Annotated in this window: 21 protein-coding genes; 13 read left to right on the forward strand and 8 right to left on the reverse strand. The window is 71.3% G+C overall.

Annotation, left to right across the window (positions count from 1 at the left end; translation table 11 throughout):
- The first annotated feature begins 62 nt into the window (after positions 1–62).
- The 6 genes from AB0C62_RS01320 (at position 63) to AB0C62_RS01345 (ending at position 8,184) form a co-directional block, all read left to right on the forward strand.
- Positions 63–1,082, forward strand: coding sequence for an endonuclease/exonuclease/phosphatase family protein (locus AB0C62_RS01320; protein WP_362969025.1), 1,020 nt, complete (start codon positions 63–65; stop codon positions 1,080–1,082).
- A gap of 46 nt (positions 1,083–1,128) precedes the next feature.
- The gene (locus tag AB0C62_RS01325; protein ID WP_362969026.1) at positions 1,129–3,060 is read left to right on the forward strand and encodes an FUSC family protein; all 1,932 of its coding nucleotides are present in this window, start codon (positions 1,129–1,131) and stop codon (positions 3,058–3,060) included.
- 160 nt (positions 3,061–3,220) lie between these two features.
- Complete coding sequence (locus AB0C62_RS01330; protein ID WP_362969027.1) at positions 3,221–4,840, forward strand: VWA domain-containing protein; 1,620 nt, start codon at positions 3,221–3,223, stop codon at positions 4,838–4,840.
- Positions 4,841–5,013: 173 nt separating this feature from the next.
- Positions 5,014–6,747, forward strand: coding sequence for a methionine--tRNA ligase (gene metG / locus AB0C62_RS01335; RefSeq protein ID WP_362969028.1), 1,734 nt, complete (start codon positions 5,014–5,016; stop codon positions 6,745–6,747).
- Between the two features lie 121 nt (positions 6,748–6,868).
- Positions 6,869–7,345, forward strand: a complete 477-nt coding sequence (locus tag AB0C62_RS01340) for a hypothetical protein (protein ID WP_362969029.1) — start codon at positions 6,869–6,871, stop codon at positions 7,343–7,345.
- A gap of 89 nt (positions 7,346–7,434) precedes the next feature.
- Entirely contained in the window at positions 7,435–8,184 is a 750-nt protein-coding gene (locus AB0C62_RS01345; RefSeq protein WP_362969030.1) for a hypothetical protein, read from the forward strand.
- Between the two features lie 126 nt (positions 8,185–8,310).
- Here AB0C62_RS01345 and AB0C62_RS01350 read toward each other — a convergent pair whose 3' ends face one another.
- Positions 8,311–9,264, reverse strand: coding sequence for an intradiol ring-cleavage dioxygenase (locus AB0C62_RS01350; RefSeq protein WP_362969031.1), 954 nt, complete (start codon positions 9,262–9,264; stop codon positions 8,311–8,313).
- 151 nt (positions 9,265–9,415) lie between these two features.
- Entirely contained in the window at positions 9,416–11,179 is a 1,764-nt protein-coding gene (gene aspS, locus AB0C62_RS01355; RefSeq protein ID WP_362969032.1) for an aspartate--tRNA ligase, read from the reverse strand.
- 247 nt (positions 11,180–11,426) lie between these two features.
- On the opposite strand from aspS, the gene AB0C62_RS01360 reads away from it, so the two are divergent.
- Both AB0C62_RS01360 and AB0C62_RS01365 read left to right on the forward strand, forming a co-directional pair.
- On the forward strand, positions 11,427–13,865 hold the full coding sequence (locus tag AB0C62_RS01360) for a SpoIIE family protein phosphatase (RefSeq protein WP_362969033.1): 2,439 nt from the start codon (positions 11,427–11,429) through the stop codon (positions 13,863–13,865).
- A gap of 58 nt (positions 13,866–13,923) precedes the next feature.
- Positions 13,924–14,079, forward strand: a complete 156-nt coding sequence (locus AB0C62_RS01365) for a hypothetical protein (protein ID WP_362969034.1) — start codon at positions 13,924–13,926, stop codon at positions 14,077–14,079.
- Between the two features lie 198 nt (positions 14,080–14,277).
- Here the strand turns inward: AB0C62_RS01365 and AB0C62_RS01370 are convergent, their stop codons facing one another.
- Positions 14,278–15,249, reverse strand: a complete 972-nt coding sequence (locus tag AB0C62_RS01370; protein ID WP_356169002.1) for a pirin family protein — start codon at positions 15,247–15,249, stop codon at positions 14,278–14,280.
- 200 nt (positions 15,250–15,449) lie between these two features.
- Positions 15,450–15,941 carry an SseB family protein gene (locus AB0C62_RS01375; protein ID WP_081218408.1) on the reverse strand — a complete coding sequence of 164 codons (492 nt, stop codon included), beginning with the start codon at positions 15,939–15,941 and terminating at the stop codon, positions 15,450–15,452.
- Between the two features lie 144 nt (positions 15,942–16,085).
- Here AB0C62_RS01375 and AB0C62_RS01380 point away from each other — a divergent pair, with 144 nt between their 5' ends.
- The 3 genes from AB0C62_RS01380 to AB0C62_RS01390 all read left to right on the forward strand — a co-directional run bounded on the left by AB0C62_RS01380 (position 16,086) and on the right by AB0C62_RS01390 (position 19,756).
- A complete protein-coding gene (locus tag AB0C62_RS01380) occupies positions 16,086–17,912 on the forward strand; it encodes an acyl-CoA dehydrogenase (RefSeq protein WP_362969035.1) in 1,827 nt (608 codons plus the stop codon).
- 153 nt (positions 17,913–18,065) lie between these two features.
- Complete coding sequence (locus tag AB0C62_RS01385) at positions 18,066–19,361, forward strand: M18 family aminopeptidase (RefSeq protein ID WP_362969036.1); 1,296 nt, start codon at positions 18,066–18,068, stop codon at positions 19,359–19,361.
- A gap of 149 nt (positions 19,362–19,510) precedes the next feature.
- Positions 19,511–19,756 (forward strand): DUF6458 family protein, encoded by a 246-nt coding sequence (locus tag AB0C62_RS01390; RefSeq protein ID WP_266847692.1) that lies wholly within the window; start codon positions 19,511–19,513, stop codon positions 19,754–19,756.
- A gap of 433 nt (positions 19,757–20,189) precedes the next feature.
- Here AB0C62_RS01390 and AB0C62_RS01395 read toward each other — a convergent pair whose 3' ends face one another.
- Entirely contained in the window at positions 20,190–22,031 is a 1,842-nt protein-coding gene (locus AB0C62_RS01395; RefSeq protein ID WP_362969037.1) for an NHL domain-containing thioredoxin family protein, read from the reverse strand.
- 163 nt (positions 22,032–22,194) lie between these two features.
- Here AB0C62_RS01395 and AB0C62_RS01400 point away from each other — a divergent pair, with 163 nt between their 5' ends.
- The gene (locus AB0C62_RS01400; protein ID WP_362969038.1) at positions 22,195–22,689 is read left to right on the forward strand and encodes an LURP-one-related family protein; all 495 of its coding nucleotides are present in this window, start codon (positions 22,195–22,197) and stop codon (positions 22,687–22,689) included.
- A gap of 30 nt (positions 22,690–22,719) precedes the next feature.
- Here the strand turns inward: AB0C62_RS01400 and AB0C62_RS01405 are convergent, their stop codons facing one another.
- On the reverse strand, positions 22,720–23,532 hold the full coding sequence (locus AB0C62_RS01405) for a carbon-nitrogen family hydrolase (RefSeq protein WP_362969039.1): 813 nt from the start codon (positions 23,530–23,532) through the stop codon (positions 22,720–22,722).
- Positions 23,533–23,686: 154 nt separating this feature from the next.
- Between AB0C62_RS01405 and AB0C62_RS01410 the strand changes: the two genes are divergently transcribed.
- Complete coding sequence (locus tag AB0C62_RS01410) at positions 23,687–24,511, forward strand: maleylpyruvate isomerase family mycothiol-dependent enzyme (RefSeq protein ID WP_362969040.1); 825 nt, start codon at positions 23,687–23,689, stop codon at positions 24,509–24,511.
- A gap of 99 nt (positions 24,512–24,610) precedes the next feature.
- Here the strand turns inward: AB0C62_RS01410 and AB0C62_RS01415 are convergent, their stop codons facing one another.
- Together AB0C62_RS01415 and AB0C62_RS01420 are read right to left on the reverse strand one after the other, a co-directional pair.
- The gene (locus tag AB0C62_RS01415; protein ID WP_362969041.1) at positions 24,611–25,909 is read right to left on the reverse strand and encodes an MFS transporter; all 1,299 of its coding nucleotides are present in this window, start codon (positions 25,907–25,909) and stop codon (positions 24,611–24,613) included.
- Positions 25,906–26,580: a GntR family transcriptional regulator gene (locus AB0C62_RS01420; RefSeq protein ID WP_362969042.1), complete on the reverse strand. Its 675-nt coding sequence runs from the start codon at positions 26,578–26,580 to the stop codon at positions 25,906–25,908. Before AB0C62_RS01420 ends, AB0C62_RS01415 begins: the two co-directional genes overlap by 4 nt.
- Positions 26,581–26,765: the final 185 nt, after the last annotated feature.

The following is a 26,765-nucleotide window of genomic DNA, read 5'->3' on the forward strand; positions in this document are numbered from 1 at the left end:
CGCGCGCCCCGTCTTCGGGGGAGGATACGGACATCCCACGCGGACGAGCGGAAGGCCGGGAGTTGGACACTGCGGCGGCTGACTGGCGGGGCGCGGAGGAACCCGCGTACCGCGAGCGGAGGAAGCGGCGCGGCGGCCGCACCGTCGCGGCGTGGCTCGCCGGACCGCTGCTCGCCGGGGTGAGCGTCGTCGCCGGATGCCGGGCCGCCGACATCGACGGGATCACGCCCGTACCGCAGTTGCTCGCCTTCCTGCCCTGGCTGCTCGTGCCGACCGGACTCGCGCTGCTGCTCGCCCTGCTCGCCCGATGGGGGACCGGCCTGGTGTGGGGAATCGTCCTCCTCGGCTTCCTCGCCTGGTACATCGAGCCCTACGGCAGGACCGACGAGCCGGGCGGCCCAGCACTCGCCGAGCTGCGGGTGATGACGTCCAACGTGGAGTTCGGGCAGGGGACCGGCTCCCTCATCGACACCGTCCGGCGGCGCAAGCCCGACATCCTGTTCGTGGAGGAGTGCGAGTACGGCTGCTCGCGAGCGCTGGAGGACGCCTTCGGAGGCGACGGCGGAACCTACCCGTACCGGGAGGCCGTCGAGGGGGCCGGGTCCGACGGATCGGTCGTGCTGAGCCGCTTCCCGCTGCGGAGCGCCGACGGAGTGCGCGGCACCATGGGCATGCCGGGCGCGGTCGCCGACGTGCACGGCCACACCGTCGGGCTGCAGCTCGCCCACCCGATGCCCCCGCTCCCGGGGCAGGTCGGCGTCTGGCGGCGGGAACTCGGCGCACTGCGCCACTACGCGGCGAACAGCCGCGGGCCGACGATCGTCGCCGGTGACTTCAACGCCACCCAGGACCACGCCGCCTTCCGCCGCATCCTCGACACCGGGCTGCGCGACAGCGCGCGGCTCTCCGGTTCACCGCGGACTCCGAGCTGGCCCGCCAGGACCACGCCGGAGTTCGGCGCGCAGATCGACCACGTCCTCGTCTCCGCCGACTTCTCCGCCCGACGGGCCGCCTTCCTGCGGATCAGCGACACGGACCACCGCGCCCTCGTCGTCGATCTGACGCTCCACCAGCGGGGATGAGCCACCGACGACCCGGCCGAGCCACGGAAACCCCCATACTTGGGACATGCCCCGCGCGTTCCCCATCGGCCTCACCCCGCCCGACTGGCTGGTCAGGAACCTCACCCCGCACCGTGCCCCCGTCAGCCGGCCCGCCGTCGCCCGCGCCGCCGTCGCCATGGCGCTGCCGCTCGCCGTCGGCCTCGGCTGTGGGCAGCCCGCCTACGGCGCCCTCGCCTCCATGGGCGCGCTGTCCGGAGTCATCGGCGACACGGCCATCGCGTACCGCATGCGGATCTTCAACATCGCCGTGCCGCAGCTCTTCGGCGCGGTCGGCGTCACGATCGGCGCCCTGGTCTTCGGCCACGGCTGGGTCGCCGTCGCCGCCGTGACCGGGGTCGCCCTCGTCTCCGGGATGATGTCCTCGATCGGCGCCGTCGCCTCCGTCGCCGGACTGCTGCTGCTCCTCAACTGCGTGATCGGCGCCGGACTTCCACTGCCCGGCTCCTGGTGGCTCGCCCCGGTCCTGATGTCCGGCGGCGGGCTGCTCGTCCTGCTGCTGGCGCTGCTGGCCTGGCCGCTGCGGTCGGGGATGCCGGAACGGGCCGCCGTCGCCGACACCTACCGGAAGGCCGGGGACCTGCTCGCCGCGAGCGGCACCGACGCCTACGAGGATCTCCGCCTCGCCGTCACCCGCTCCCTCAACGACTCCTACGACGTCGTCCTCGCCCGCCGCGTCTTCCACCACGGCCGCAGCCCCGACCTGGTCCGGCTGCTCGCCCAGCTGAACGCCATCACCCCCGTCGTCGAGTCCGCCCCCGCGGCCCACCAGCGGGGTGAACGGCTGCCGGCCGCGATCCCCGCCGCCCTGCACCTGCTCGGCGAGGCCGTCGAGAGCGGCTCCACCACCCCCGTCGAGCTGCGGCTGCCGGCGCCCGCCGACGAGACCGCCCGGGCCGTCGACCACGCCGTGCGGCACGCGGCGGGCGTCGTCACCGACGTGTCGCCCGCCCCCCTCGACGACCGTCTCGGCCGGCCCGCCACCCTCCGCGTCCGCACCGCGCGCGCCACCCGCGGCGTCCTGCTGTCCGCCGCCTCCTGGCGCTACGGCATCCGGATCGCCCTGTGCATCGGCCTCGCCCAGGTCCTGGTCTCGACCGTCCCCGTACCGCGCTCCTACTGGGTCGCGCTCACCATCACCTTCGTCATGAAGCCCGACTTCGGGTCCGTGTTCTCCCGGGCGCTGCTGCGCGCGCTCGGCACGGTCGCCGGTCTCGTCGTCGCGGCGGCCGTGCTGACCGTGGTGCCGCGCGGCTGGGCGGACGTCGGTGTGATCCTGCTGCTCGCCCCGCTCATCCCGGCCCTGTCACCCCGCGGCTACGGCTACCAGACGGCCGCGATCACCCCGGTGATCCTCCTGCTGTCCGACATCCTCAACCACCAGGGCACCGGCCTGGTCGTCCCCCGTCTCGTCGACTCCCTCATCGGCTGCGCGATCGCCCTGGTGGCGGGGTATCTGCTGTGGCCGGAGAGCTGGCACGCCCGGGTCGGCGACCGGCTGGCGGACGCGGTCGCGGACACCGCCGAGTACGTCGAGCTGGCCTTCGGCGGCCACCTCGCCGACCCCGCGGCCCGCGCGCGCACCCGGCGCCGCCTGTTCCGCGACCTGTCCTCCATCCGTACGGAGTTCCAGCGCGCCCTGACCGAACCGCCGCCCCACGGACGGCGGGCCGCCGCCTGGATGCCGCTGGTCGTCGCCGTCGAACGGATCGTGGACGCGACGACCGCCGCCCGGGTCCGCGTCCGCGGGGGAGCGGCCGAACCGTCCGCCGCCGAGATCACCACCATCGCGCGCCAGCTGCGGGAGCTCGCGGACGGGCTGCGCGCGTCGGACGTCCTCGTCGCCGTCCGCACCGATCTGACCGGCCCGTCGGGCAGCGTGCTCGAACCGGTGCGCCAGGAGGTCGCGGCGGCCCGCACCATCGCGTCGCCGCACTGAGGGCGAACACGGAGTGAACGAGGCTGGCCCACAAGGGGGGTTGACGTGCCTTCTGACCAGGGGGCCGCCCCTGCCGAAGATCACCTTCTGTGGCCGCTAACCTTACGTGTCCGTCCTGGCCAGGGATTGACGGGATCAACTCACGCGAAGGGTTGCGCACATGGGCATTCTCACTCTCCTGCGGAATGCGTTCGGCCGCTCACGCAAGGGTCGTGACGCCGACGCGGAGACCTCGCGAGAGGCAACGCCGACGGTTCCGGCTCCTTCCCAGGAGGCCGAGCCGACTCCGGCCCCCGCTCCGGAGGCCGACCCGGTCTCCACCCGGCTCCCCGACCCCGAGCCGAAGATCCCGTCCCAGGCGACCGAGCCGAACCCCTCCGTCGTCGACGACCTCGTCTCGGCGGCCTTCGACAACGTGACGGTCCCGAAGCAGACGTCCTCCCCCGAGGAGGAGTCCCCGTCGACCCCGGAGCCGATCACACCGCAACCGGCGGCCGAGATCGAGACCCCGGCCACGGAGGCTGAGCCCGTCGTCGCCGACGCCGGGCCGGTGGTCGAGGCCGAGCACGTCGTCGTCGCCGAGGCGGGCCCCGTCGCGGTGATCGAGCCCGAGCCGACGGTGGAGCCGGACGCGGTGGTCGAACCGGTCGAGGTCACCGAGCCCGAGGCAGCCATCGAGCCGGCAACGGTGATCGAGCCCGCGCCGGTGGCGGAGGCCGAGCCGGTCGTCGAGCCCGAGCCCGAGACCGCGGTTGAACCCGCTCCTGTCGCGGCGGCCGAGCCGGTGATCGAGCCCGAGGTCGCGCCGGTCGTCGTCGCGGAGCCGACGGTCGAGCCCGAAGCCGCGCCTGCGGCGGAGGTCGCGCCGGTCGTCGACGGCGGGGAGGATCGACCCGAGCCGGTCGTCGAAGGCAGCACGGGTGGTGCGGGTGGGAGCACTCCCGCCGAAGGCGAAGCCGAGCCGGTCACCGAGACGGCCGAGCCGGTCACGCCCGTCACCGAGGCGGAGCCGGAGACCCCGGTCACGGCGGTTGCCGAGGCGGAGCCGGAGACGCCGGTCACGCCGGTCACGGCAGAGGTCACCCCGGTGGCCCCCGTGCCCCCCGCGTCGGCCGCAGCCCCGGCGGTCCCCCTGACCAGGGTCAAGTCGAAGGCCCCGGCGCTGGCAACGGCGTACAAGGAAGCGGGTACCGCGCTGAAGAAGCGGGACCTGACAGGCACCCGCGCCAAGATCTACCTCGTGCTCGACCGCTCCTCGTCGATGCGCGCGTACTACAAGGACGGCTCCGCCCAGGCCCTGGGCGAGCAGGCCCTCGCCCTCGCCGCCCACCTGGACCCGGAGGCGACCGTCCACGTCGTCTTCTTCTCCACGGAGCTGGACGGCACCGGCACCCTCACCCTCACCGAGTTCGAGAACAAGGTCGACGACCTGCACGCCGGCCTCGGCCGGATGGGCCGTACGAGCTACCACGCGGCGGTCGAGGAAGTCGTCACGCACTACCAGAAGTCGGACACGACGGAACCGGCCCTGGTGATCTTCCAGGTGGACGGCGCCCCCGACGCGAAGACCCCGGCCACCCTGTCCCTCGCGGACGCGGCCAAGGACCACCCGGGCGTCTTCTTCTCCTTCGTCGCGTTCGGCGAGCCGGAGAACAAGGCCTTCGACTACCTCCGCAGGCTGAGGACCGGGAACACGGCCTTCTTCCACGCGGGCCCGACCCCGCGCGAACTGACGGACGTCGAGGTCTACGACGGCCTGCTGGAGAACTGGCGCCCGTAGGTCACCCGACCACTCCGTATCGCAGCGCCCGGCCGCCCCCTTCCCACTCTGTAGAACGGGAAGCGGGCGGCCCGCGCGTGTCGGCTACGATTTCAAGGTTCACCGATGACGACGCGCCGGCCGGGGAACCGAGGCGGTCGTCACCCCACGTAGCGACTTGGGAGCAGCCCGCGATGGCTCGACACCTCATCACCAGCGCCCTTCCGTACATCAACGGGATCAAGCACCTGGGCAACATGGTGGGGTCCATGCTCCCGGCGGACGTGTACTCCCGGTACCTCCGCCAGCGCGGTCACGACGTCCTCTACATCTGCGCGACGGACGAGCACGGCACCCCCGCCGAACTGGCTGCCAAGGAGCGGGGTCTGCCCGTCGACGTGTTCTGCGCGCAGGCGCACGACGCGCAGAAGGCGGTGTACGACGGCTTCGAGCTGGCCTTCGACTACTTCGGCCGCAGCTCCAGCGCGCAGAACCGTGAGATCACGCAGCACTTCGCGCGCCGCCTGAACGAGAACGGCTTCATCGAGGAGCGCGCGATCCGTCAGGTGTACTCGCCGACGGACGGCCGGTTCCTCCCGGACCGTTACGTGGAGGGCACCTGCCCGCACTGCGGTTACGACAAGGCCCGCGGCGACCAGTGCGAGAACTGCACGCGCGTCCTCGACCCCACGGACCTGATCAACCCGCGTTCGGCGATCTCCGGCTCGACGGACCTGGAGGTCCGCGAGACGAAGCACCTCTTCCTCCTCCAGTCGAAGCTGCAGCACGAGGTCGAGGAGTGGGTGGCGCGTCACGAGTCCGAGTGGCCGCAGCTCGCCTCCTCCATCGCCCGCAAGTGGCTGACCGAGGGTCTGCACGACCGCGCGATCACCCGTGACCTGGACTGGGGCGTCCCGGTCCCGGCCGACACCTGGCCGGAGCTGGCGGCCGAGGGCAAGGTCTTCTACGTCTGGTTCGACGCCCCGATCGAGTACATCGGCGCGACGAACGAGTGGGCCGACCAGCCCGTCCAGGATGCCGAGAACCGGGACTGGAAGTCCTGGTGGTACGAGGCGGACTCCGGCGAGAACCCGGTGCGGTACACGCAGTTCATGGCGAAGGACAACGTGCCCTTCCACACCGTCATGTTCCCGGCCACCGAGCTGGGCGTGCGCGAGCCGTGGAAGAAGGTCGACTACGTCAAGGCCTTCAACTGGCTGACGTACTACGGCGGGAAGTTCTCCACGTCCCAGAAGCGCGGTGTCTTCACCGACCAGGCCCTGGACATCCTGCCCGCCGACTACTGGCGCTACTTCCTCATCGCGAACGCGCCCGAGTCGGACGACTCGTCGTTCACCTGGGAGCACTTCACGGCCACGGTGAACAAGGACCTGGCCGACACCCTCGGCAACTTCGTCAACCGCGTGCTGTCCTTCTCCAAGAAGCGCTTCGGCGAGGAGGTCCCGGCGGGCGCGGAGGCCGGCGAGGCCGAGACGCGGCTGGGCGTGGAGATCGCGGGCCTGCTCGCCGAGTACGAGACCCAGATGGAGGCCCTCCAGTTCCGCAAGGCGGCCGCCGCGCTGCGCGCCCTGTGGTCGGCCGGCAACTCCTACCTGGAGGAGAAGGCCCCCTGGCTGGAGATCAAGACCAGCCCCGAGGGCGCGGCACTGACCCTCCGCACGGCGATGAACCTGATCCACCTCTACTCGGTGGTCTCCGAGCCCTTCATCCCGTCGTCCGCCCGCGCCATGCGCTCGGCCTTCGCACTGGCCGAGGACACGGCGACGTGGGTGACGCAGGACGAGGTCCGCGCCCTGTCCTCGGTGCCCTCCGGCACCCCGTTCACGGTGCCCCCGGTCCTCTTCGCGAAGATCACCGACGAGGACCTGGAGTCGTACAAGGAGCGCTTCGGCGGCGCCCCCGAGTAGGCACCTGATTCAGGCCAAGGGGCCCGGCACCATACGGTGGTGCCGGGCCCTTTCGGCACCCACCGTCCTTGGGGTGGCCCTGACTTCTGGCATGACCCCGATCACCCGTATGGTTTCCGCCATGGCAGTCCCCGAGGTCATTCCGATCGCCTACGAACCGAAGCACCGCACCGAGACCATCGGCCGGTACGCGGACGGTCAGTTCCTGGCGTCGATCACGTACGCCTTCCCCGAAGGGTTCCGTCCCGACGACGGCTGGGAAGAGCACAAACGGCTCTACACCGTGCTCCACACCTTCGACTCCGAGGGGCGCTACCGCGACTCGGAGATCTGGTGTGCCGGCACCTGGGCAGAGCAGCAGAGCGACCCGCACGGGGACACCTCCGTGCTCTCGCGCGCCCGCGTCCACCTGGCCAAGCTGCTGCGCAGCCTGCCCCGGCGCTCGTACACGGACATCGCGATCCGCCCGTTCCAACTCACGGTCGACGGCGTGCTGTTCGGCCTGCTGAGCGGAGTCGACGAGGACGAGCCCTGGGCCGAGCTCTACCCCGACCGCCTCGGCTTCACCGAACCGTGGGACGGCACGTACGACACCTGAGCCGGACGCCCCGTACGATGCGACCGTTGAGGCACACGGGACGGTCGCGTCTCGTGTGACCGTCGGGTTGTACGGGCTGGGGGGCTCAGATGCGGGTGCGGGGAAACGGGTGGCTGTTGGCGGGCGCCGCGCTGACGGCGTGGGGGCTCACCGCGTGCACGGGCACGGGCGGGGGAACGTCCGCAGCCCCGGCGGCGAGCACCACCTCCGGAACGACCGCGGCCACCACGGCCGCGCCCCAACCGCCGCTCTCCGCCCGAGCCTTGAAGGCAGCCGCCCTCACCGAGGCCGATGTACCGGGAAGCCCCGGCGTCTCGGCGGAGGAGCGACGGCCCGCCGACACCGAGAGCACCTTCCCGCCGGCCTCCGACGCCTCCTGCCAGAAGATGCTGGACGCCCTCGCCGCGGACAGCGCGTCGGCCGTCGTCGACCAGGTCTTCAACTGGAAGGGCAGCATCTGGGCGGGCGGCGGCACCCTCGCCTCCTACCGGGGCACCGCCGCCGAGAAGGCCTTCACCCAGGTCCGTACGTCCCTGACGACCTGCTCCGATTTCACCGGCGTCGGATACGCGGGGAAGTTCACCGCGCATGTCGCCCCGGAGAAGGTCCCGCGCCTCGGCGACGAGTCGATCGCCCTGAGGATCACCACCCCGGTCAAACTGCCGCCCGGCCTCCGCAGCGGCAAGCGGGTCTCCATCCGGAACGAACAACACGTCCTCGTCCGCGTCGGCAACGTCACCGCCTACTTCACGATGCTGGACACGGACCATGCCGCCCGCTTCCCCCTCCCCCTCATCCGCAAGGAACTCGCGCGCGTGACAAAGGCCCAACAGGCCTGAGCGCGAGGCGGCGGTGGACGCGGTCATCCCGAGGCACCCCGGTGGAGACGCCTGAGCGGAGCTGATCCCCGACGGGAGAGGGGGCCCGGGAAACCGTGGCGTTCCGAGCCCCCGGGCGTGAGGGAGTCACGCCCCCGACGAGGATGCCGACGGTTGCGCCGGCTGCTGGGAGTCCGTGCTCTCGTGGGTTTCCGTTGGGGTCACGCCCATCGTGAGGTGGGCGTGGACGCCTCGGGCGATGTGCTTCCTGCTGTAGGTGAGGTACAGAAGGCCGCCCTCGTGGCCGTTGTCCGGGTAGATCGTGTCCTCGTCCAGCGTGGTGCGGGTGGTCGTGTTCGTGGAGTACGGGGTGACCTCCGCCGATGCCAGGACCGCCTTCTCGGCGAAGAAGAGCTGGCCCGTGTGGCAGGTGTGGCCGCCCTCGTAGCCCGCGTCGGTCCAGGTGCCGTCCACGTGCACCTTCACGTGGATGTGGACGCAACGACCCTGGTACCAGCCGGGGAAGACCGTCCTGAAGGTGACGTGGCCGTGCCGGTCCGTCCGCCACGTACCGCGCAGATACCGCTCGTCGTCGGTGGGTTCGGCGTGGCCGCCACCACCGCCGCCCGGGCCGCCGGGGCCGCCGGTCGGGGGTTCGCCGGTCGGTGTACCGGTCGGGGGTTCGCCCGTGGGGGGAGTTCCGCCGCCCCCGCCGTTGCTCATGGACTCGTAGCCGGAGTACACGCCCAGCGCCGAGCAGTGCCAGATGTCCACCGCGGCGTTCCGGACCGGTCCGCAGGTCTGCGCGTCGATCACCTTGAGCGTGAGGGTGAGCGGGATGCCCTCCTCGTCCTCGGTGATGTCCTGGCGGATCTTGTCCGCGTCGATGTAGTAGGGGCCCTCGGTGGTCTCCGAGGTCAGCCGGTAGCAGCTCTCCGCGTCTGACGGGGACGACGGCGTACCGGCCGCGCGCTCGTCGGCGAACGCGGTCGCGGCGACGCCGCCGCCCACGCCCACGGCTGCCACAGCCGCTCCACCTGCGACGACGAACGTGCGCCGGGTCATGTTCCCTTGATGCGACGGTTCTTGAGGCTCAGTCATGCGGCGGAACGTAGGGATTCCACCTGTCAGCAGCATGGGTGCGGGCTGTGGTTTCCCCAGGTACGCGAAAGTGGCCCGGAACCGTCGTCGGTTCCGGGCCACTCCGCTGTGCCGGGCCCGCTGCCGGGCCGGGCCTACCGCTGTGTCGCGCCTACTTCGGCTGCGGCTTGCGCACCGAGAGGTGCAGTTCGCGCAGACGGGTCTCGTCCAGCTCCGTCGGGGCGCCCATCATCAGGTCCTGGGCGTTGCCGTTCAGCGGGAACGCGATCGTCTCGCGGATGTTCGGCTCGTCCGCGAGCAGCATGACGATGCGGTCGACGCCCGGGGCGATCCCGCCGTGCGGCGGGGCGCCGAAGCGGAAGGCGCGCAGCATGCCGGCGAACTGCTCCTCGACGGTCTCCCGCTCGTAGCCCGCGATCTCGAAGGCCTTGAGCATGATCTCGGGCTCGTGGTTCCGGATCGCGCCGGAGGACAGCTCGACGCCGTTGCAGACGATGTCGTACTGCCAGCCGAGGATGTCCAGCGGGTCCTGGGTCTCCAGGGCCTCCAGACCGCCCTGCGGCATCGAGAACGGGTTGTGCGAGAAGTCGAGCTTCCCGGTCTCCTCGTCCTTCTCGTACATCGGGAAGTCGACGATCCAGCAGAACCGGAAGACGTTCTCCTCGAAGTTGCCCGAACGCTTGGCGGCCTCGACCCGCACCGCGCCCATGATCTTCGAGACCTCGTCGAACTCGCCCGCGCCGAAGAAGACCGCGTGACCCGGCGCCAGGGAGAGGCGCTTGGTCAGCTCGGCGACGTTGGCCTCGGTGAGGAACTTGGCGATCGGGCCGGACAGCGCGCCGTCCTCGCCGACGCGCACCCAGGCCAGGCCCTTGGCGCCCTGCTCGACCGCGTAGTCACCGAGGCCGTCGAAGAACTTGCGGGACTGGCCGGACACGTCCGGCACCGGCAGGGCACGCACATGCTTGCCGGCGAACGCCTTGAACTCGGATCCCTCGAAGACGTCGGTGATGTCGACGAGCTCCAGCTGGGCCCGCAGGTCCGGCTTGTCGGAGCCGTACTTCAGCATCGACTCGCGGAACGGGATGCGGGGGAACGGCGAGGTGACGTGACGGTCGCCGCCGAACTCCTCGAACAGCTCGGTCATGAGCTTCTCGATGGGCTGGAAGACGTCCTCCTGCTCGACGAAGGACATCTCGACGTCGAGCTGGTAGAACTCGCCCGGCGAACGGTCCGCGCGGGCGTCCTCGTCACGGAAGCAGGGCGCGATCTGGAAGTACCGGTCGAAGCCGGAGATCATCAGCAGTTGCTTGAACTGCTGCGGCGCCTGCGGCAGCGCGTAGAACCGGCCCGGGTTCAGCCGGGAGGGGACCACGAAGTCGCGCGCGCCCTCGGGGGAGGTGGCGCTGAGGATCGGGGTCGCCATCTCGTTGAAGCCGAGCGCCGTCATCTTGTGACGGATCGCGGAGATCACGGCCGTACGCAGCAGGATGTTGCGGTGCATGCGCTCGCGGCGCAGGTCGAGGAAGCGGTACTCCAGGCGCCGCTCCTCGTTGACCCCGTCCTCGGCGTTGATCGTGAAGGGCAGCGGCTGGGCGGCGCCGAGCAGCTCGACCTCACCGACCTCGACCTCGATCTCGCCGGTCGGCAGCTCCGGGTTCACGTTCTCCGTGCCGCGGGAGACGACCTTGCCGTCGATACGGACGGTCGACTCCTTGGAGACCTTGTCGAGGGCCTCGTAGGCAGGCGTGCCGGGGCGCGCGACGAGCTGCGTGATGCCGTAGTGGTCGCGCAGATCGATGAAGAGGATGCCACCCAGGTCTCGGCGATTGTGCAGCCAGCCGCTCAGCCGGACGTCGCTGCCGACGTCAGAGGCGCGGAGCTCGCCGCAGGTGTGGGACCTGTACCGATGCATCGTCGTTTCATCCAGTCTTCGCGGATTGGGGGCGTGTTTCACGTGAAACAACCCCAGCGTACCGGGCAGCCCAGGATCACCTCCCCACCATTTGCGGCTCGACGCCCCCGCCGGCACGGGGACCCCGAGCCGGACGGCGCCGCGACGCGGGACAAGGCCGCGCCCCGGACCACTTCGCGCCCCGCACAGCCCCCGCCCCGGACGGCTTCGGTGGCAGGCACCGATCACCTGTTCCTACAGTGGGCCCATGCGCACTGGTGAGCCCCTGCCCGCCGTGGGGGACGTCCTGGCCACTCTGGCGACCGGTCTGTGGCGCTGGGACAACGCCGCGGGCCTCGTCACCTTCGACGCGGAGGCAGCCCGTCTCATCGGCCTGCCCGCGGAGCGGACGACCCTCACCGAGGCGGGCGTGCGCTCCCACGTGCACCCCGTCGACTGGAACGAGATGGACGGGGTGGTCCAGCTCGCGGTGGCGGAGGGCACCCTCGCCGAGGCCCGGATGCGCATCATGGACGGGCACGGACGGGTGCTGCGCACGGTCCGCAGCCGCTCCAGACCCACGGTCGACCCCGAGACGGGCCACTACGAGCTGGTCGGCACCCTCCAGGAGGTCACCGAGCAGCCTCCGGGTGCCGCCGCCCGCACGCCGGTCACCGGAGACTGGCGCCGCTCGCGGGAGGCGTTCCTGCTGGACGCGGGACGGGCGCTGGCCGAGGCCCGCTCCACCGCGGAGGTGCTGCGCGTCGCGGCCGGGCTGTCCATGCCCGGTTTCTCACCGGACGGACTCGCCGTCTTCGGCGCGGAGGGCGACCGGCTGACGATCATCGGCCACCACGGGCACCAGCCGGGCGACGAGGGCCCCTTCACGCACATGTCGCTGGCCACGGACTACCCGGCCGCCGAGGTGGTCCGCACGGGCCGGGCGGTCTATCTCTCCTCCCCGGAGGCCTACAAGGAGCGCTACCCGGCCTCCTGGCCGCTCGCGCAGCATTTCGGACGGCAGTCCTGGGCGTTCCTGCCGCTCACCGTCGCCGGCAGCACCATGGGCGCCTGGATGGCGGCCTTCACGTATCCCGTCTCCTTCACGCCCGACGAGCGCTCGGTCCTCACCACCGTGGCCCGCATGCTCGCCCAGGCCCTCTCCCGCGCCGGCGCCGCCGAGACCGAGCGGGAGCTGACCGACGGTCTGCAACGCTCGATGATGCCGACGCTGGGCCCGCAGATGCCGGGCATGAGCGTCGCGGCGCGCTACGTCCCGACCGGTGGCGGCCTCCAGGTCGGCGGCGACTGGTACGACGTGATCCCTCTGCCGACCGGTCGCTTCGCGCTGGTCATCGGGGACGTCCAGGGCCACGACGTGCGGGCGGCGGGCCTGATGGGCCAGCTCCGGATAGCGCTGCGCGCGTACGCCTCCGAGGGCCACCGCCCGGACGCGGTGCTGTCCCGGGCCTCGCGCTTCCTGTACGGGGTCATGGACTCGGTGGCGTACGGGTCGAGCGGCGGCACCGACGACGGCGACGGCGAACCCGGCGACCTGCGCTTCGCGACCTGCCTCTACGTCGAGGTCGACCCGGCCACCGGAACGCTCGACATCGCCCGCGCCGGGCACCCCGACCCGGCGATACGCATGGCGGACGGGACGGTGCTGATGCGGTCCACCGCGGGCGGACTGCCGCTCGGCATCGACCCGGACGCCGACTACCCGACCACCCGGCTCGTCCTGGAGCCGGGCGAGACGATGTTGGTCTGCACCGACGGTCTCATCGAGACCGGCGGCCACGACCTCGACACCGGCTGGCGCCGGATCCGCCGGACGCTCGAGTCCCACGACGGTGACATGGAGGCCCTCGCCGACGCGCTCGTCCAGGCGGTGCACGGGCCCTCCTCGCACCACACCACCGGCCCGCTGGCGGACCGCCGCGAGGACGACATCGCCGTGCTGTTGCTGTCCCGGGAGGCGGAGCGCGGGTACGGCGGTGCGACGCCGACCGTGCGGCCGACGGTGCGCCGCACGATGCTGACCGTGGCGCAGGCCGAGCCCGAGCGGATCGCGAGCGCCCGCCAGCAGGTGCGCGAGCTGCTGCACGACTGGGCCTCCGCCGACCAGCTCGACTCCGCGGTCCTCCTCGTCTCCGAGATGATCACCAACGTCCTCGTGCACACCGACGCCGACGCGCTGATCGCGGCCGCGGTGACGGGTGAGCCCGGGAAACGACGGATGCGGATCGAGGTCACCGACGGCAGCGACGACCTGCCGCACCGGCGCGATCCCGGGGAACTGGCCTCGTCCGGACGGGGACTGGTCCTCGTGGAACTGCTCGCGGACGCCTGGGGGGTGGACCCGCGGGGCGAGGGGAAGAGCATCTGGTTCGAGTTCTCGGAGGAGCAGGACCCGGAGGCCGCCAGGGCGGAGACCTCCCGGGACGCCGCCATGCTGGAGGCCCTGGAGGCGTTCGGCGACGCCGACGACTTCGGGGACGCGGCCGACTTCGGGGAGACGACGCGGCTCCCGGACACTCGCGCTCCCGGGGACCCGGCCGGCCTGGGGCGGACCCCGGGCCCCGGGGACGCGGGCGACCTCGGGAAGGCGGCGGAGGCCGACCTCGGCGGGCCGCCCGGCTACGGCTCCGCCGAGGGTCCTGGTACGCCGGGCACTCCGGGTGTCTCGGGCCCGCCCGGCCCGTAGGGCACCCGGAGTTCGTGCACGACCCGAAGACCGCCCCGGTCAGCGGACGGCGAGCGCCATGCCCAGGATCCCGGCTACGGACGCGCCCGCGGTGATCGCCGGCAGCACCGCCGGATGCGTCTGCACCGTCCGGCTCTGGATCATCGCCCTGGAAGCTGTGTCCCTCCAGGGCCTGCACGGCGAGGACGACCCCGAGCGCCACACAGCGCGATGACGAACCCGCGTTTCCGCGAGCGCGGCCGGCACGGCGACCGTGCCGGAGCGGCGCTCCGGCACGACCGAACGAGGGAGGAAACGGCGGCCGGCGCACCAGGAAGCCCCGTCCGCCGTGGCGGACGGGGCTTCCCGTGTTCAACGCTCGTGAGCGGCGGATCGGCCCGCGGGCCGCGCGCTCAGGAGGGCCCGGCCTCGCTCAGAGGCCGCCCTCCGACATGCCGTGCACCGCGGGGACCGTCCCGAGGCGGCCCTTCTGGAAGTCCTCGAAGGCCTGCTGCAGCTCGTCGCGGGTGTTCATGACGAACGGGCCGTAGTGGGCCATCGGCTCGCGGATCGGCTGCCCGCCGAGGAGGACGACCTCCAGGTCGGGGGTGTTGGAATCCTGCTGCTCGTCCGCGCGGACGGTCAGCGAGGAGCCCGCGCCGAAGACGGCGGTCTGGCCGGTGTGGACCGGACGGCGGTCCGCTCCCACGCTGCCGCGTCCGGCGAGGACGTACGCGAGGCCGTTGAAGTCCTCGCGCCACGGCAGGGTGATCTCGGCGCCCGGCCGCACCGTGGCGTGGACCATGGTGATCGGCGTGTGCGTGATGCCCGGGCCCTGGTGGCCGTCGAGCTCGCCGGCGATGACGCGCAGCAGCGCGCCGCCGTCCGGGGTGCTCAGGAGCTGCACCGTGCCACCGCGGATGTCCTGGTAGCGCGGGGCCATCATCTTGTCCTTGGCGGGCAGGTTCACCCACAGCTGGAGGCCGTGGAACAGACCGCCGGACATGACGAGGGACTCCGGGGGCGCCTCGATGTGCAGCAGGCCGGAGCCCGCCGTCATCCACTGGGTGTCACCGTTGGTGATGGTGCCGCCGCCACCGTTGGAGTCCTGGTGGTCGAAGACGCCGTCGATGATGTAGGTCACGGTCTCGAAGCCGCGGTGGGGGTGCCAGGGCGTGCCCTTCGGCTCGCCCGGCGCGTACTCCACCTCGCCCATCTGGTCCATCATGATGAACGGGTCGAGGTGCTTGTAGTTGATCCCGGCGAACGCGCGGCGGACCGGGAAACCCTCGCCCTCGAAGCCACTGGGCGCGGTCGTCACGGTCAGCACGGGACGGTCCACGGCGTCGGCCGGCGCAGCCACTCGGGGCAGGGCCAGCGGGTTCTCGACGGTCACTGCAGGCATGTCGGTACCTCCTTGTGCTTCGAGTTTAGTTGAGCGTTGAACTTTCTGCCACCCGTAACGACAGACGCCCGGAGGGCATTCCCTCCGGGCGTCCCTGTCTGGTGAGGCGGTCGCCGCACAGGCCACCGGTTCTCGGGCCGGGCGCGCGGCGACACGTCGGCGGCCTCGCGGCCACACGTCAGCGGTACGGCGAGCGCACGTCAGCCGTACATACGGCGCATCGCGAAGTCCACCATCTGCTCCACGGCCTTCGCGTCGAAGACCATCCGGTGCTCGCCCTCCATGTCGATCACGAAGCCGTAGCCGGTGGGCAGCAGGTCGATGACCTCGGCGCCGGTGATCACGAAGTACTTGGACTCCTTGCCGGCGTAGCGGCGCAGCTCCTTGAGCGAGGTGAACATCGGGATGACCGGCTGCTGCGTGTTGTGCAGCGCCAGGAATCCGGGGTTGTCGCCGCGCGGGCAGTACACCTTGGACGTCGCGAAGACCTGCTGGAAGTCCTCGGCGGCCATCGAGCCCGTGGTGAACGCGCGGACCGCGTCCGCGAGGGACGGCGGGGACGGCTCGGGATACAGCGGCGGCTGCTGCCCGTACCCGCCGGGCATCTGCCCGCCCGGCATCTGCCCGGGCATCTGCTGCTGCGGCGGGACGTACCCCTGCTGGGCGCCTGCGCTCTGTTCGTAGCCGTACATGTGTCAAAGAGTAGTGGGCCACATATGGCCCATCCGGGGTTGCTTCTTATTACTGACGGGTAGCATCATCGTAGCTACTTGCTGGTACGTGAATCTATGCGCGAGGAGTCAGTGCCTCGCCGATCCCTTAACGGAGCCGTCGCCATGGGGCACTACAAGTCGAATCTCCGCGACATCGAGTTCAACCTCTTCGAGGTGCTCGGGCGCGACAAGCTGTACGGCACCGGCCCGTTCGCGGAGATGGACACGGACACCGCCAAGAGCATCCTGGAGGAGCTGACGCGCCTCTCGGAGAACGAGCTGGCCGAGTCCTTCACGGACGCCGACCGCAACCCCCCCGTCTTCGACCCCGAGACCAACACCGCGCCCGTCCCGGCCTCCTTCAAGAAGTCGTACCAGGCGTTCATGGACTCCGAGTACTGGCGTCTGGGCCTGCCCGAGGAGATCGGCGGCTCCACCGCCCCCCGCTCCCTCATCTGGGCCTACGCGGAGCTGGTGCTCGGCGCCAACCCGGCCGTCTGGATGTACTCCTCGGGTCCCGCGTTCGCGGGCATCCTCTTCGAGGAGGGCAACGACGTCCAGAAGCACATCGCGAAGATCGCCGTAGACAAGCAGTGGGGCTCCACCATGGTCCTCACCGAGCCCGACGCGGGCTCGGACGTCGGCGCCGGCCGCACCAAGGCCGTCCAGCAGGACGACGGCTCCTGGCACATCGAGGGCGTGAAGCGCTTCATCACGTCCGGTGAGCACGACATGTCGGAGAACATCCTCCACTACGTGCTCGCCCGCCCCGAGGGCGCGGGCCCGGGCACCAAGGGCCTGTCCCTCTTCCTCGTCCCGAAGTACGAGTTCGACTTCGAGACCGGCGAGCTGGGCGCGCGCAACGGCGCGTACGCGACGAACGTCGAGCACAAGATGGGCCTCAAGGCGTCCAACACCTGCGAGATGACCTTCGGCGACCGCCACCCCGCCAAGGGCTGGCTGATCGGCGACAAGCACGACGGCATCCGGCAGATGTTCCGCATCATCGAGTTCGCCCGCATGATGGTCGGCACGAAGGCGATCTCCACCCTGTCGACGGGCTACCTGAACGCGCTGGAGTACGCCAAGGAGCGCGTCCAGGGTCCCGACCTGGCGAACTTCATGGACAAGACCGCGCCGAAGGTCACCATCACGCACCACCCCGACGTGCGCCGCTCCCTGATGACGCAGAAGGCCTACGCCGAGGGCATGCGCGCCCTGGTGCTGCACACCGCCGCGATCCAGGACGAGATCCAGGTCAAGGAGACCACCGGCGAGGACACCGCCGCGCTGGAGGCCCTCAACGACCTGCTCCTGCCGATCGTGAAGGGCTACGGCTCCGAGAAGGGCTACGAGCAGCTCGCCCAGTCGCTCCAGACGTTCGGCGGCTCCGGCTTCCTGCAGGAGTACCCGATCGAGCAGTACATCCGCGACGCCAAGATCGACACCCTGTACGAGGGCACCACCGCGATCCAGGGCCAGGACTTCTTCTTCCGGAAGATCGTCCGCAACCAGGGCGCCGCGCTGAACTCCCTCGCCGAGGACATCAAGAAGTTCCTGGCGCTCGGCACCGGCGGCGAGGACCTCTCCGCCGCCCGCGAGCAGCTCGCCAAGGCGGCCGTCGAGCTGGAGGCCATCGTCGGCCTCATGCTGACCGACCTGGCGGCCACCGAGCAGGACGTCAAGAACATCTACAAGGTGGGCCTGAACACGACCCGCCTGCTGCTCGCCTCCGGCGATGTCGTCGTCGGCTACCTGCTGCTGCGCGGTGCCGCCGTCGCCGCCGAGAAGCTGGAGACGGCCGCCGCCAAGGACAAGGCCTTCTACACCGGCAAGATCGCGGCCGCGAAGTTCTTCGCCGCCAACGTCCTGCCGGGCGTCACCGGCGCGCGCAAGCTCGCCGAGGGCGTCGAGCTGGACCTGATGGAGCTGGACGAGGCCGCCTTCTAGGAGACCCCGCCCCCTCGGGCGCAGGGCGGCCCACCCAACCGGAACCTGGCCTTCCAGTCAGGGTGTCCCAAGGTGTCCGCCCTTCACATCCCCCTTACGAGGGCCCGCTCCCATCCCCGGGAGCGGGCCCTCGTGCGTCGTTAAGGTGAACCCATGAGTGCACCCTCCCGCTTCGACCGCGGCCACACCGACGACCTCATGTCCTTCCTCGCGGCCGGCCCGACGCCGTACCACGCCGTGGCGACCGCCGCCGAGCGGCTCGAGAAGGCCGGATTCCGTCAGGTCGCCGAGACCGACGCGTGGGACGCCACCAGTGGCGGCAAGTACGTGCTGCGCGGCGGCGCGATCGTCGCCTGGTACGTGCCGGAGGGCGCCGAGGCCCACACGCCGTTCCGGATCGTGGGTGCGCACACCGACTCCCCCAACCTGCGCGTCAAGCCGCTGCCGGACACCGGCGCGCACGGCTGGCGCCAGGTCGCCGTCGAGATCTACGGCGGCCCCCTGCTGAACTCCTGGCTCGACCGCGACCTGGGCCTCGCCGGACGCCTCTCCCTGCGCGACGGCTCCACCCGCCTGGTGAACATCGACCGGCCCCTGCTGCGCGTGCCGCAGCTCGCCATCCACCTCGACCGGTCGGTCAGCACCGACGGTCTCAAGCTCGACAAGCAGCGCCACCTCCAGCCGATCTGGGGCCTCGGCGACCCCCGTGAGGGCGACCTGATCGCCTTCCTGGAGGACGAGGCGGGGCTGCCCGCGGGCGAGGTCACCGGCTGGGACCTGATGACCCACTCCGTCGAGAGACCCGCCTACCTCGGCCGCGACAAGGAACTGGTCGCGGGCCCGCGGATGGACAACCTGATGTCCGTGCACGCCGGCACCGCCGCCCTGGCCGCCGTCGCCACCGCCGACACCGGACTGTCGTACATCCCCGTCCTCGCCGCCTTCGACCACGAGGAGAACGGCTCACAGAGCGACACCGGGGCGGACGGACCGCTGCTCGGAGGCGTGCTGGAACGTTCGGTCTTCGCCCGTGGCGGCTCCTACGAGGACCGGGCCCGCGCCTTCGCCGGCACCGTCTGTCTGTCCTCCGACACCGGCCACGCCGTGCACCCCAACTACGCCGAGCGGCACGACCCGACCCACCACCCGCGCGTCAACGGCGGGCCCATCCTCAAGGTGAACGTCAACAACCGGTACGCCACCGACGGTTCGGGCCGTGCGCTGTTCGCCGCCGCCTGCGAGAAGGCCGGCGTGCCCTTCCAGTCCTTCGTGTCCAACAACTCCATGCCCTGCGGCACCACGATCGGCCCCATCACGGCGGCCCGGCACGGCATCAGGACGGTCGACATCGGCGTGGCCATCCTCTCCATGCACAGCGCCCGCGAACTCTGCGGCGCCGACGACCCGTTCCTCCTGACGAACGCGCTGGTGGCGTTCCTGGAGGGATAGCAACCGCCCCATGTGACAGGCCGCCGCCCCGTGTTCGGGACCGGCGGCCTGTGACGTGAGCGCTCGCCTCCGCATGGCTCGCGGGGTCCCGGGTACCCGGAACAAGCCCCGAATGACTCCGAGTTGCTACTTCAAGGAGGCGGACACCCATGGGCCTGGGCGGATGCATCATCCTGATCGCCGCAGGTGCGATCCTCACGTTCGCGACCGACTGGCACATGGCGGGGGTCAACCTCCACGTGGTCGGCGTGATCCTCATGATCGTCGGTCTGATCGGCGTGGCCACCTTCAGCAGCGTCGCCCGCCGGCGCCGCGTGGTCATGGAGCCGACCACCACGGTGGTGGAAGAGCGTCACCACCGCGGCGACGGCTACCACGACGGCTACGGCGTCTGACCGGAACCGGACGCCTCCGGGCGTCCGACCCGGTCCGACACCCACGGGCGTCCGGTCCGGACCGGACGGTCACGACAGCCGCTCCGGTCCGGCCGACCCTGCCCGGACGGTCACGACGATCCGGCCCGGACGGCCGCCGCGCCGATCCGAGCCGGACGCCTGTGGCGAGCTGCCCGAACCGGACAGTTCCGACGAGCGGACGCCGACCCGAGCGGCTCCGACGAGCCGAAGCCGAGCCCGACGACTCGGTCGAGCCTTCCCGAGGGCGCCCGCAGACGACGGCCAGGGCGGCTAGCCCGACGGCCACGGCGGATACCCCAGCCCGCCCCGGCCGGACAGCCGCCCCTGCTGAACCGGACCGCTCCCGGTCCGGTTCAGCAGCGGCCGCGCACCTTCGGGCGTCCGCCGTCCATGGCTGTGCTTCAGCCGCCCCTCAGCCGTCCATGCCGGCGAGCACCAGGGGCAGCCGGTCCGCGCCGCCGTCGACGAGGCGGACCGGAACACCCCAGTCCTGCTGGTGGACATGGCAGGCGGGGTACTCGTTCGCCGGGTCGTCGTCACAGGACGCGGCCATCGCCGAGACGTGCAGCACCCCCTCCTCGACGGCAGGGTTCAGCTCGACGGACCGCGCGAGATCCGTTCCCGCGCCCTCACCCGCGAGCAGCAGCTCCGGCGGCGTCGCGGAGACGAGCAGCCGCGTGGACGGCCCGTACCGGGTGTCCAGCTTCTGCCCGGCCGGAGCCTGGAAGATCACGTCCAGCCGGACCGCACCGGGGATCACCTCGGTCGCCGCGCGCTGGGTGCGATGGGCGACCGACTCCACCCGGACCGCCTCCTCGGGGAGCCGCAGCCGGGTCAGCCGGTGCCGGGCCGACTCCACCACCACGATGTCGTCCCCGACGAGCACGGCGTCGCTCGGCTCCCGCAGATCCGTGGCCAGCGTCGTCACCTGACCCGTCGCCGGGTCGTACCGGCGCAGCGCGTGGTTGTACGTGTCGCTGACCGCGACCGAACCGTCGGGCAGCGCGGTCACGCCCAGCGGATGCTGGAGGAGCGCCTGGTCCGCGGCACCGTCACGGTGACCGAAGTCGAAGAGCCCGGTGCCGACAGCCGTGTGCACCGCCCCGTCCCGGTCGACCCAGCGCAGCGCCGAGGTCTCGGAGTCCGCCAGCCACAGCCGCTCCTCGGTGGCGGCGAGCCCGGACGGCTGCGCGAACCACGCCTCGGGGCCCGGCCCGTCCACCAGACCCTCGTTCGTCGTGCCCGCGACGACCACGACCGTCTCCGTGGCCGGGTCGTACGCCCACAACTGGTGGACGCCGGCCATGGCGATCCAGACCTTGCCGCCGAAGAGGGCGACGTCCCACGGCGAGGACAGGTCGACCTCGCGCGCGGGCCCTGACGTGGGCGACCCCTGCCACCACTGGCGGCCGGTGCCCGCGAGCGTGCCGACCTCGCCGGACGCGAGGTCGACCCGGCGCAGGGCGTGGTTGACCGTGTCCGCGACGACGACCGTGCCCTCGTCGAGGAGCGCGAGCCCCTGCGGCTCGCTGAACCCGGCCGTGTCCGCCGGACCGTCCACGAAGCCCCGGACACCGGATCCGATGCGCCGCACGACCGTCTCGCCGTCCTCCGCCAGCTCCACCAGCTGATGCCGGGTGGTGTCGCTGACCAGCAGGTTTCCGTTCGGCAGGGCCAGCGCCTTGCCGGGGAAGCGCAGCACGGTCGGCTCGGGCTCGGGCGCCACGTACGGCCCGTCGCCGCGCCGCAGCGTGCCCTTGGCCCCGTGCTCGGCCTCCAGCTCCTCCACCAGCCGCTCGATCGCGTGGGCGTGCCCCTCACCGGCGTGCTGCGCGACGACGTACCCCTCGGGGTCGATCACGACGAGCGTCGGCCAGGCCCGCACGGCGTACTGCTTCCAGGTCGCGAGCTCCGGGTCGTCGAGCACCGGGTGCTCCACCCCGTACCGCTCCACGGCGTCGACGACGGCCTGATGCTCCGCCTCGTGCACGAACTTCGGCGAGTGCACCCCGATGATCACCACGGTGTCCCGGTGCTTCTCCTCCAGCTCCCGCAGCTCGTCCAGGACGTGCAGACAGTTGATGCAGCAGAAGGTCCAGAAATCCAGTACGACGATCCGACCGCGTAGGTCGGCCAGGGTGTACTGCTGACCACCCGTGTTCAGCCAGCCACCCTTGCCGATCAGCTCGGGGGCACGGACACGGGCACGGCGGGGAGCGGGCGTCGGGGCGGACGCGGGGGCGGAGTCGTTCATGGATCAAGGGTGCCACCTGCCACGGACACTCGGTCGAGCGCCCGCCTCCAGCCGGCCCCGACCTCGCGCTTCCGCCCCCTCGCGCCCCCGCGCACACCCGCCCCCTCAGCCCGTCGGCCTACGGACGGCGTTGCGTGGCGGTCGTCGGGGAACCGGTGAGGGCATGAGATACCTCGTGCGCGACCGGCTGCTCGGTTTCGGTGACGACTACTGGATCGAGGACGACCACGGCAACAAGGTCTTCCTCGTCGACGGCAAGGCGATGCGGCTGCGGGACACCTTCGAGCTGAAGGACACCCGCGGACGCGTCCTCATCGACATCCACCAGAAGATGCTCGCGCTGCGCGACACGATGATCATCGAGCGGGACGGCGAACCGCTGGCGACCATCAAGCGCAAGCGTCTGTCCCTGCTCCGCAACCACTACCGGGTCTCCCTGGTCGACGGCACCGAACTCGACGTCAGCGGCAAGATCCTCGACCGCGAGTTCGCCATCGACTACGACAACGAGCTGCTGGCGCAGATCTCCCGTCGCTGGCTGCACCTCCGCGACACGTACGGCGTGGACGTCGTACGGGAGGACGCCGACCAGGCGCTGCTGATCGCGGTGGCGGTGTGCGTGATCCACCTGGCGGAGAAGGAGCGCGGGGACGACTGACGGCGGCGGCCGACAGGCCCGCCGCCCCGGTCAGCGGCGGGGCGGCTCCAGGCCCAGCACGCGGTCCTTGAGCGCCGGGAACTGTTCCCGGGTCGCCGCGACCTTCGCGGGGTCGAAATCCACCGTGAGGATCTCCTCGCCGGAGCCCGCCTCGGCGAGGACCTCTCCCCACGGGTCGACGACGATCGAGTGTCCGGCCTGGGGAACTCCCGCATGCGTACCGGCCGTTCCACAGGCGAGGACGTACGACTGGTTCTCGACGGCGCGTGCCTGGGCGAGCAGGGTCCAGTGGGCGCGGCGCCGCTCGGGCCAGCCGGCCGGGACGACGAGGAGCTCCGCCCCCGCGTCGACCAGGCCGCGGAACAGCTCGGGGAAGCGGAGGTCGTAGCAGGTGGCGACGCCGATGACGGTCTGCGGGAGCCCGACCGTCACCAGTTCGTCGCCCGCCGCCATCAGCACGGCTTCGCCCTTGTCGAAGCCGAAGCGGTGGATCTTCCGGTAGGCGGCGACGCGTTCACCGGAGGGGGAGTAGACGAGGGAGGTGTTGTAGAGAGGAGCTTCGGCGGGGGAGCCGTCGGAGGGTGCCCGCTCGGGGATCGAGCCCGCGTGCAGCCAGACGCCCGCGTCGCTCGCCGCCTTGGCCATCGCCTCGTGGGTCGGTCCGTCGAGCGGTTCGGCCTCGGCCGCGAACTCCTCGTAGGCGAAGGCGCCGGTGGTCCACAGCTCGGGGAGCACGACGAGATCGACTCCGGCCTGATCTCGCACCAGATCCGCCACACGGCTCCGGCGTGCGGCGACCGATTCGTCGTCGTTTACGTCGATCTGGAGGAGAGAGGCGCGCACACTACCACCGTCCTGGCATTCGAGCCGTCGATACGGGCCTACGATCGTCACACGAAAGCACTGCCGGGGTGCCTCACAGCAGCGTAACTTAGCGTCCCAAGACACCCGCTGCCTGTGCACTGCCCGCGCCCAACCGCCCGAGGGGTCCCGTTCCGTGAGTCTGCATCCCAGCCTTCAGTCCTACGCCGACGCCTGGACCCACTCGATCGACGCGATATCCGAGCTGGTGCAGCCGCTTGTGGAGGGTGAGTGGAACCGGCGGACTCCCTGCCCGGGATGGTCGGTTCGTGACATCGTCTCGCATGTCATCGGGCTGGACTGCGAGATGCTCGGCGACCCGCGGCCGATCCACACGCTCCCCCGCGACCTCTACCACGTGTCGAACGAGCACCAGCGGTACATGGAGATGCAGGTCGACGTGCGCCGTCACCACACGGCGCCGGAGATGACCTCCGAGCTGGAGTACACGGTCATCCGCCGCAACCGCCAGCTGCGGAACGAGACGCGGCAGCCCGACGCCAAGGTGCGCGGCCCCCTCGGCACCGAGGTCACCCTCGAACAGGCCATGCGCAACCGCGCGTTCGACGTGTGGGTGCACGAGCAGGACCTGCGCGTCACCCTGGGACAGCCGGGGAATCTCGACTCCCCCGGTTCGCTGATCGTGCGGGACGACCTGCTGGCCGCACTGCCGAAGGTGGTCGCGAAGGACGCGGGGGCGCCGGCGAACTCCGCGGTCGTCTTCGACGTGCACGGGCCCGTGGAGTTCCTCCGTACGGTCCGGATCGACGCGGACGGGCGCGGTTCGATAGACGGTGCGCCCTCTCTCGGTCCCGCCGCGAGCCTCTCGCTGGACTGGGAGACCTACGTCCGTCTCGCCTGCGGCCGGGTGACCGTGGATTCCGTGGCCGACCGGATCAAGGCCGAGGGCGACCCGGAGCTGACGGCGGCGATCCTGCGCAACTTCACGGTCACGCCGTAGCCGTTCGGTCCACGTGGCTGTCCGTCCGGGTGGGCGGGCAGGACGGCACGGGCAGGCCCCGTGCCGGGAGGCGTCACAGGGCCCGGTGACGTCCGGCGGTCACGCGGGGACGTGCACCGTCTCCACCCGGCTCGCCACCAGTCGTTCCCGCTCGCGGCGGGCCGCCTGACCGCGCAGCCGGAAGATCTGGCTGAGGCCGAGCGCCTGGAGGACGAACACGGCGGCGAAGGCGATGCGGTAGTTGTCGCCGGTCGCGTCGAGCAGCACGCCGACGGCCAGCAGGGTGGTCATCGAGGCGACGAAACCGCCCATGTTGGTGATCCCGGAGGCGGTCCCCTGACGTTCCGGCGGGTTCGCGGGGCGGGCGAAGTCGAAGCCGAGCATCGAGGCGGGCCCGCAGGCTCCGAGGACGGTGCAGAGCACGATCAGGGTCCACATCGGTGCGTGTTCGCCGGGGTAGACCAGCACCGTCGCCCACACGACCGCCGTCGCGGCGACGGTGCCGAGGGCCAGCGGCAGCCGCGCCTGGTGGTGCCGGGCGACGATCTGGCCGTAGACGAGCCCGACGACCATGTTGGACAGGACGACGAGGGTGAGCAGTTCACCGGCCGTGGCCCGGGAGAGGCCCTGGGCCTGGACGAGGAACGGCAGCCCCCACAGCAGCAGGAACACCATCGCGGGGAACTGCGTGGTGAAGTGCACCCACATGCCGAGCCGGGTGCCGGGTTCCCGCCAGGACGCGGCGATCTGCCGGCGGACGTACGCCGCGCCGCGGTGCGGGAACGGCTCGGGCTCGTGCCCCTCGGGGTGGTCCTTCAGGAAGAGCAGCAGCAGGACCAGGACGACGACACCGGCGGCCGCGCTGCCGGCGAACGCGGCGGTCCAGCCCACTCCGTGCAGCAGGCGGGCGATGACGAGCGTCGACACCAGGTTGCCGGCCATGCCGACCAGGCCCGCGAGCTGGGCGACGAGGGGTCCGCGGCGGGCGGGGAACCACCGGGTGCCGAGCCGCAGCACGCTGATGAAGGTCATCGCGTCACCGCAGCCGAGCAGCGCGCGCGAGGCGAGCGCCATGCCGTACGAGGAGGAGAACGCGAAGCCCAGTTGTCCGGCCGTGAACAGCAGCACGCCGATGGTCAGCACCTTCTTGGTGCCGAGCCGGTCGACGAGGAGCCCGACCGGTATCTGCATGCCCGCGTAGACGAGGAGCTGGAGGATGGAGAAGGTGGACAGGGCGGACGCGCCCACGTGGAAGCGGTCCGCCGCGTCGAGCCCGGCCACGCCGAGGGACGTACGGAAGATGACGGCGACGAAGTAGACCGCGACGCCGATGCCCCAGACGGCGATGGCGCGCCGGCCGCCGGGCGGGTCGCCGGGCAGCGTGGCCGAGGAGCTCATCGGACCTCGCCCCGGGCCAGGTTGGAGAACCAGCTGACGTGTCCGTGGATGAGGCCGACGACCGCGTCGGCGTCGCCGGAGCGCAGCGCCTGGAGGATCTGCTCGTGCTCGGTGAGGGTCTTGGTGATCCGGTCGGGGTGGGCGTGCATCACGGCGACTCCCATCCTCAACTGGCGGTCTCGGAGCTGGTCGTAGAGCCGGGAGAGGATCTCGTTCCCGCCGCTTCGGACGATCTCGGCGTGGAAGCAGCGGTCGGTGACCGCGGCGGCGGCCAGGTCCCCGGCGGCGGCCTGTTCCTTCTGCTGGGCGAGGAGTTCTTCGAGGCGGGCGATGAGCCGCGGCGACGCCGGTACGGCCTTGCGGGCGGCGTGCTCCTCGACGAGCTGCCGGGTCTCGACCACGTCCGCGATCTCCTGGGCGGAGACGGGCAGGACGAGCGCGCCCTTCTTCGGGTAGAGCCTGATGAGGCCTTCGGCCTCGAGGCGGAGCAGTGCCTCGCGGACCGGGGTGCGCGAGACGCCCACCGCGTCGGCGAGTTCGCCCTCGGTGAGCAGGGTGCCGCCCTCGTAACGGCGTTCCAGGACACCCTGCTTGACGTGTGCGTAGACGCGGTCGGCGGCCGCCGGCTGCTTCACGGGCCGTCGCGCGGGGGCAGGTGGGGCTGAAGGCATGCGCACATCATAGATACAACACGTACGCATGCCGGGCGGAGTTCCAGCATGCGGACCCCTCCCGGCACTTGATGTAACGCAGGTCACATAAACTTCACCGTTTCGCCGTACATCCCTTTGCCGTTCTGGGGAGTCGGTACACCAGACGGCATTGTCATGTGCCGTTCTCCCAGGGGCATTTCGCG

The organism is Streptomyces sp. NPDC048643 (assembly GCF_040650615.1).
Classification (GTDB): domain Bacteria; phylum Actinomycetota; class Actinomycetes; order Streptomycetales; family Streptomycetaceae; genus Streptomyces.

Coding starts and splice junctions, on each gene's coding strand:
- AB0C62_RS01380 (WP_362969035.1), top strand. CDS start 16,086: ATGGGGCACTACAAGTCGAATCTCCGCGACATCGAGTTCAACCTCTTC.
- AB0C62_RS01340 (WP_362969029.1), top strand. CDS start 6,869: ATGGCAGTCCCCGAGGTCATTCCGATCGCCTACGAACCGAAGCACCGC.
- AB0C62_RS01345 (WP_362969030.1), top strand. CDS start 7,435: ATGCGGGTGCGGGGAAACGGGTGGCTGTTGGCGGGCGCCGCGCTGACG.
- AB0C62_RS01400 (WP_362969038.1), top strand. CDS start 22,195: ATGAGATACCTCGTGCGCGACCGGCTGCTCGGTTTCGGTGACGACTAC.
- aspS (WP_362969032.1), bottom strand. CDS start 11,179: ATGCATCGGTACAGGTCCCACACCTGCGGCGAGCTCCGCGCCTCTGAC.
- AB0C62_RS01330 (WP_362969027.1), top strand. CDS start 3,221: ATGGGCATTCTCACTCTCCTGCGGAATGCGTTCGGCCGCTCACGCAAG.
- AB0C62_RS01390 (WP_266847692.1), top strand. CDS start 19,511: ATGGGCCTGGGCGGATGCATCATCCTGATCGCCGCAGGTGCGATCCTC.
- AB0C62_RS01325 (WP_362969026.1), top strand. CDS start 1,129: ATGCCCCGCGCGTTCCCCATCGGCCTCACCCCGCCCGACTGGCTGGTC.
- AB0C62_RS01420 (WP_362969042.1), bottom strand. CDS start 26,580: ATGCCTTCAGCCCCACCTGCCCCCGCGCGACGGCCCGTGAAGCAGCCG.
- AB0C62_RS01360 (WP_362969033.1), top strand. CDS start 11,427: ATGCGCACTGGTGAGCCCCTGCCCGCCGTGGGGGACGTCCTGGCCACT.
- metG (WP_362969028.1), top strand. CDS start 5,014: ATGGCTCGACACCTCATCACCAGCGCCCTTCCGTACATCAACGGGATC.
- AB0C62_RS01395 (WP_362969037.1), bottom strand. CDS start 22,031: ATGAACGACTCCGCCCCCGCGTCCGCCCCGACGCCCGCTCCCCGCCGT.
- AB0C62_RS01385 (WP_362969036.1), top strand. CDS start 18,066: ATGAGTGCACCCTCCCGCTTCGACCGCGGCCACACCGACGACCTCATG.
- AB0C62_RS01415 (WP_362969041.1), bottom strand. CDS start 25,909: ATGAGCTCCTCGGCCACGCTGCCCGGCGACCCGCCCGGCGGCCGGCGC.
- AB0C62_RS01375 (WP_081218408.1), bottom strand. CDS start 15,941: ATGTACGGCTACGAACAGAGCGCAGGCGCCCAGCAGGGGTACGTCCCG.
- AB0C62_RS01365 (WP_362969034.1), top strand. CDS start 13,924: ATGCCCAGGATCCCGGCTACGGACGCGCCCGCGGTGATCGCCGGCAGC.
- AB0C62_RS01370 (WP_356169002.1), bottom strand. CDS start 15,249: ATGCCTGCAGTGACCGTCGAGAACCCGCTGGCCCTGCCCCGAGTGGCT.
- AB0C62_RS01350 (WP_362969031.1), bottom strand. CDS start 9,264: ATGACTGAGCCTCAAGAACCGTCGCATCAAGGGAACATGACCCGGCGC.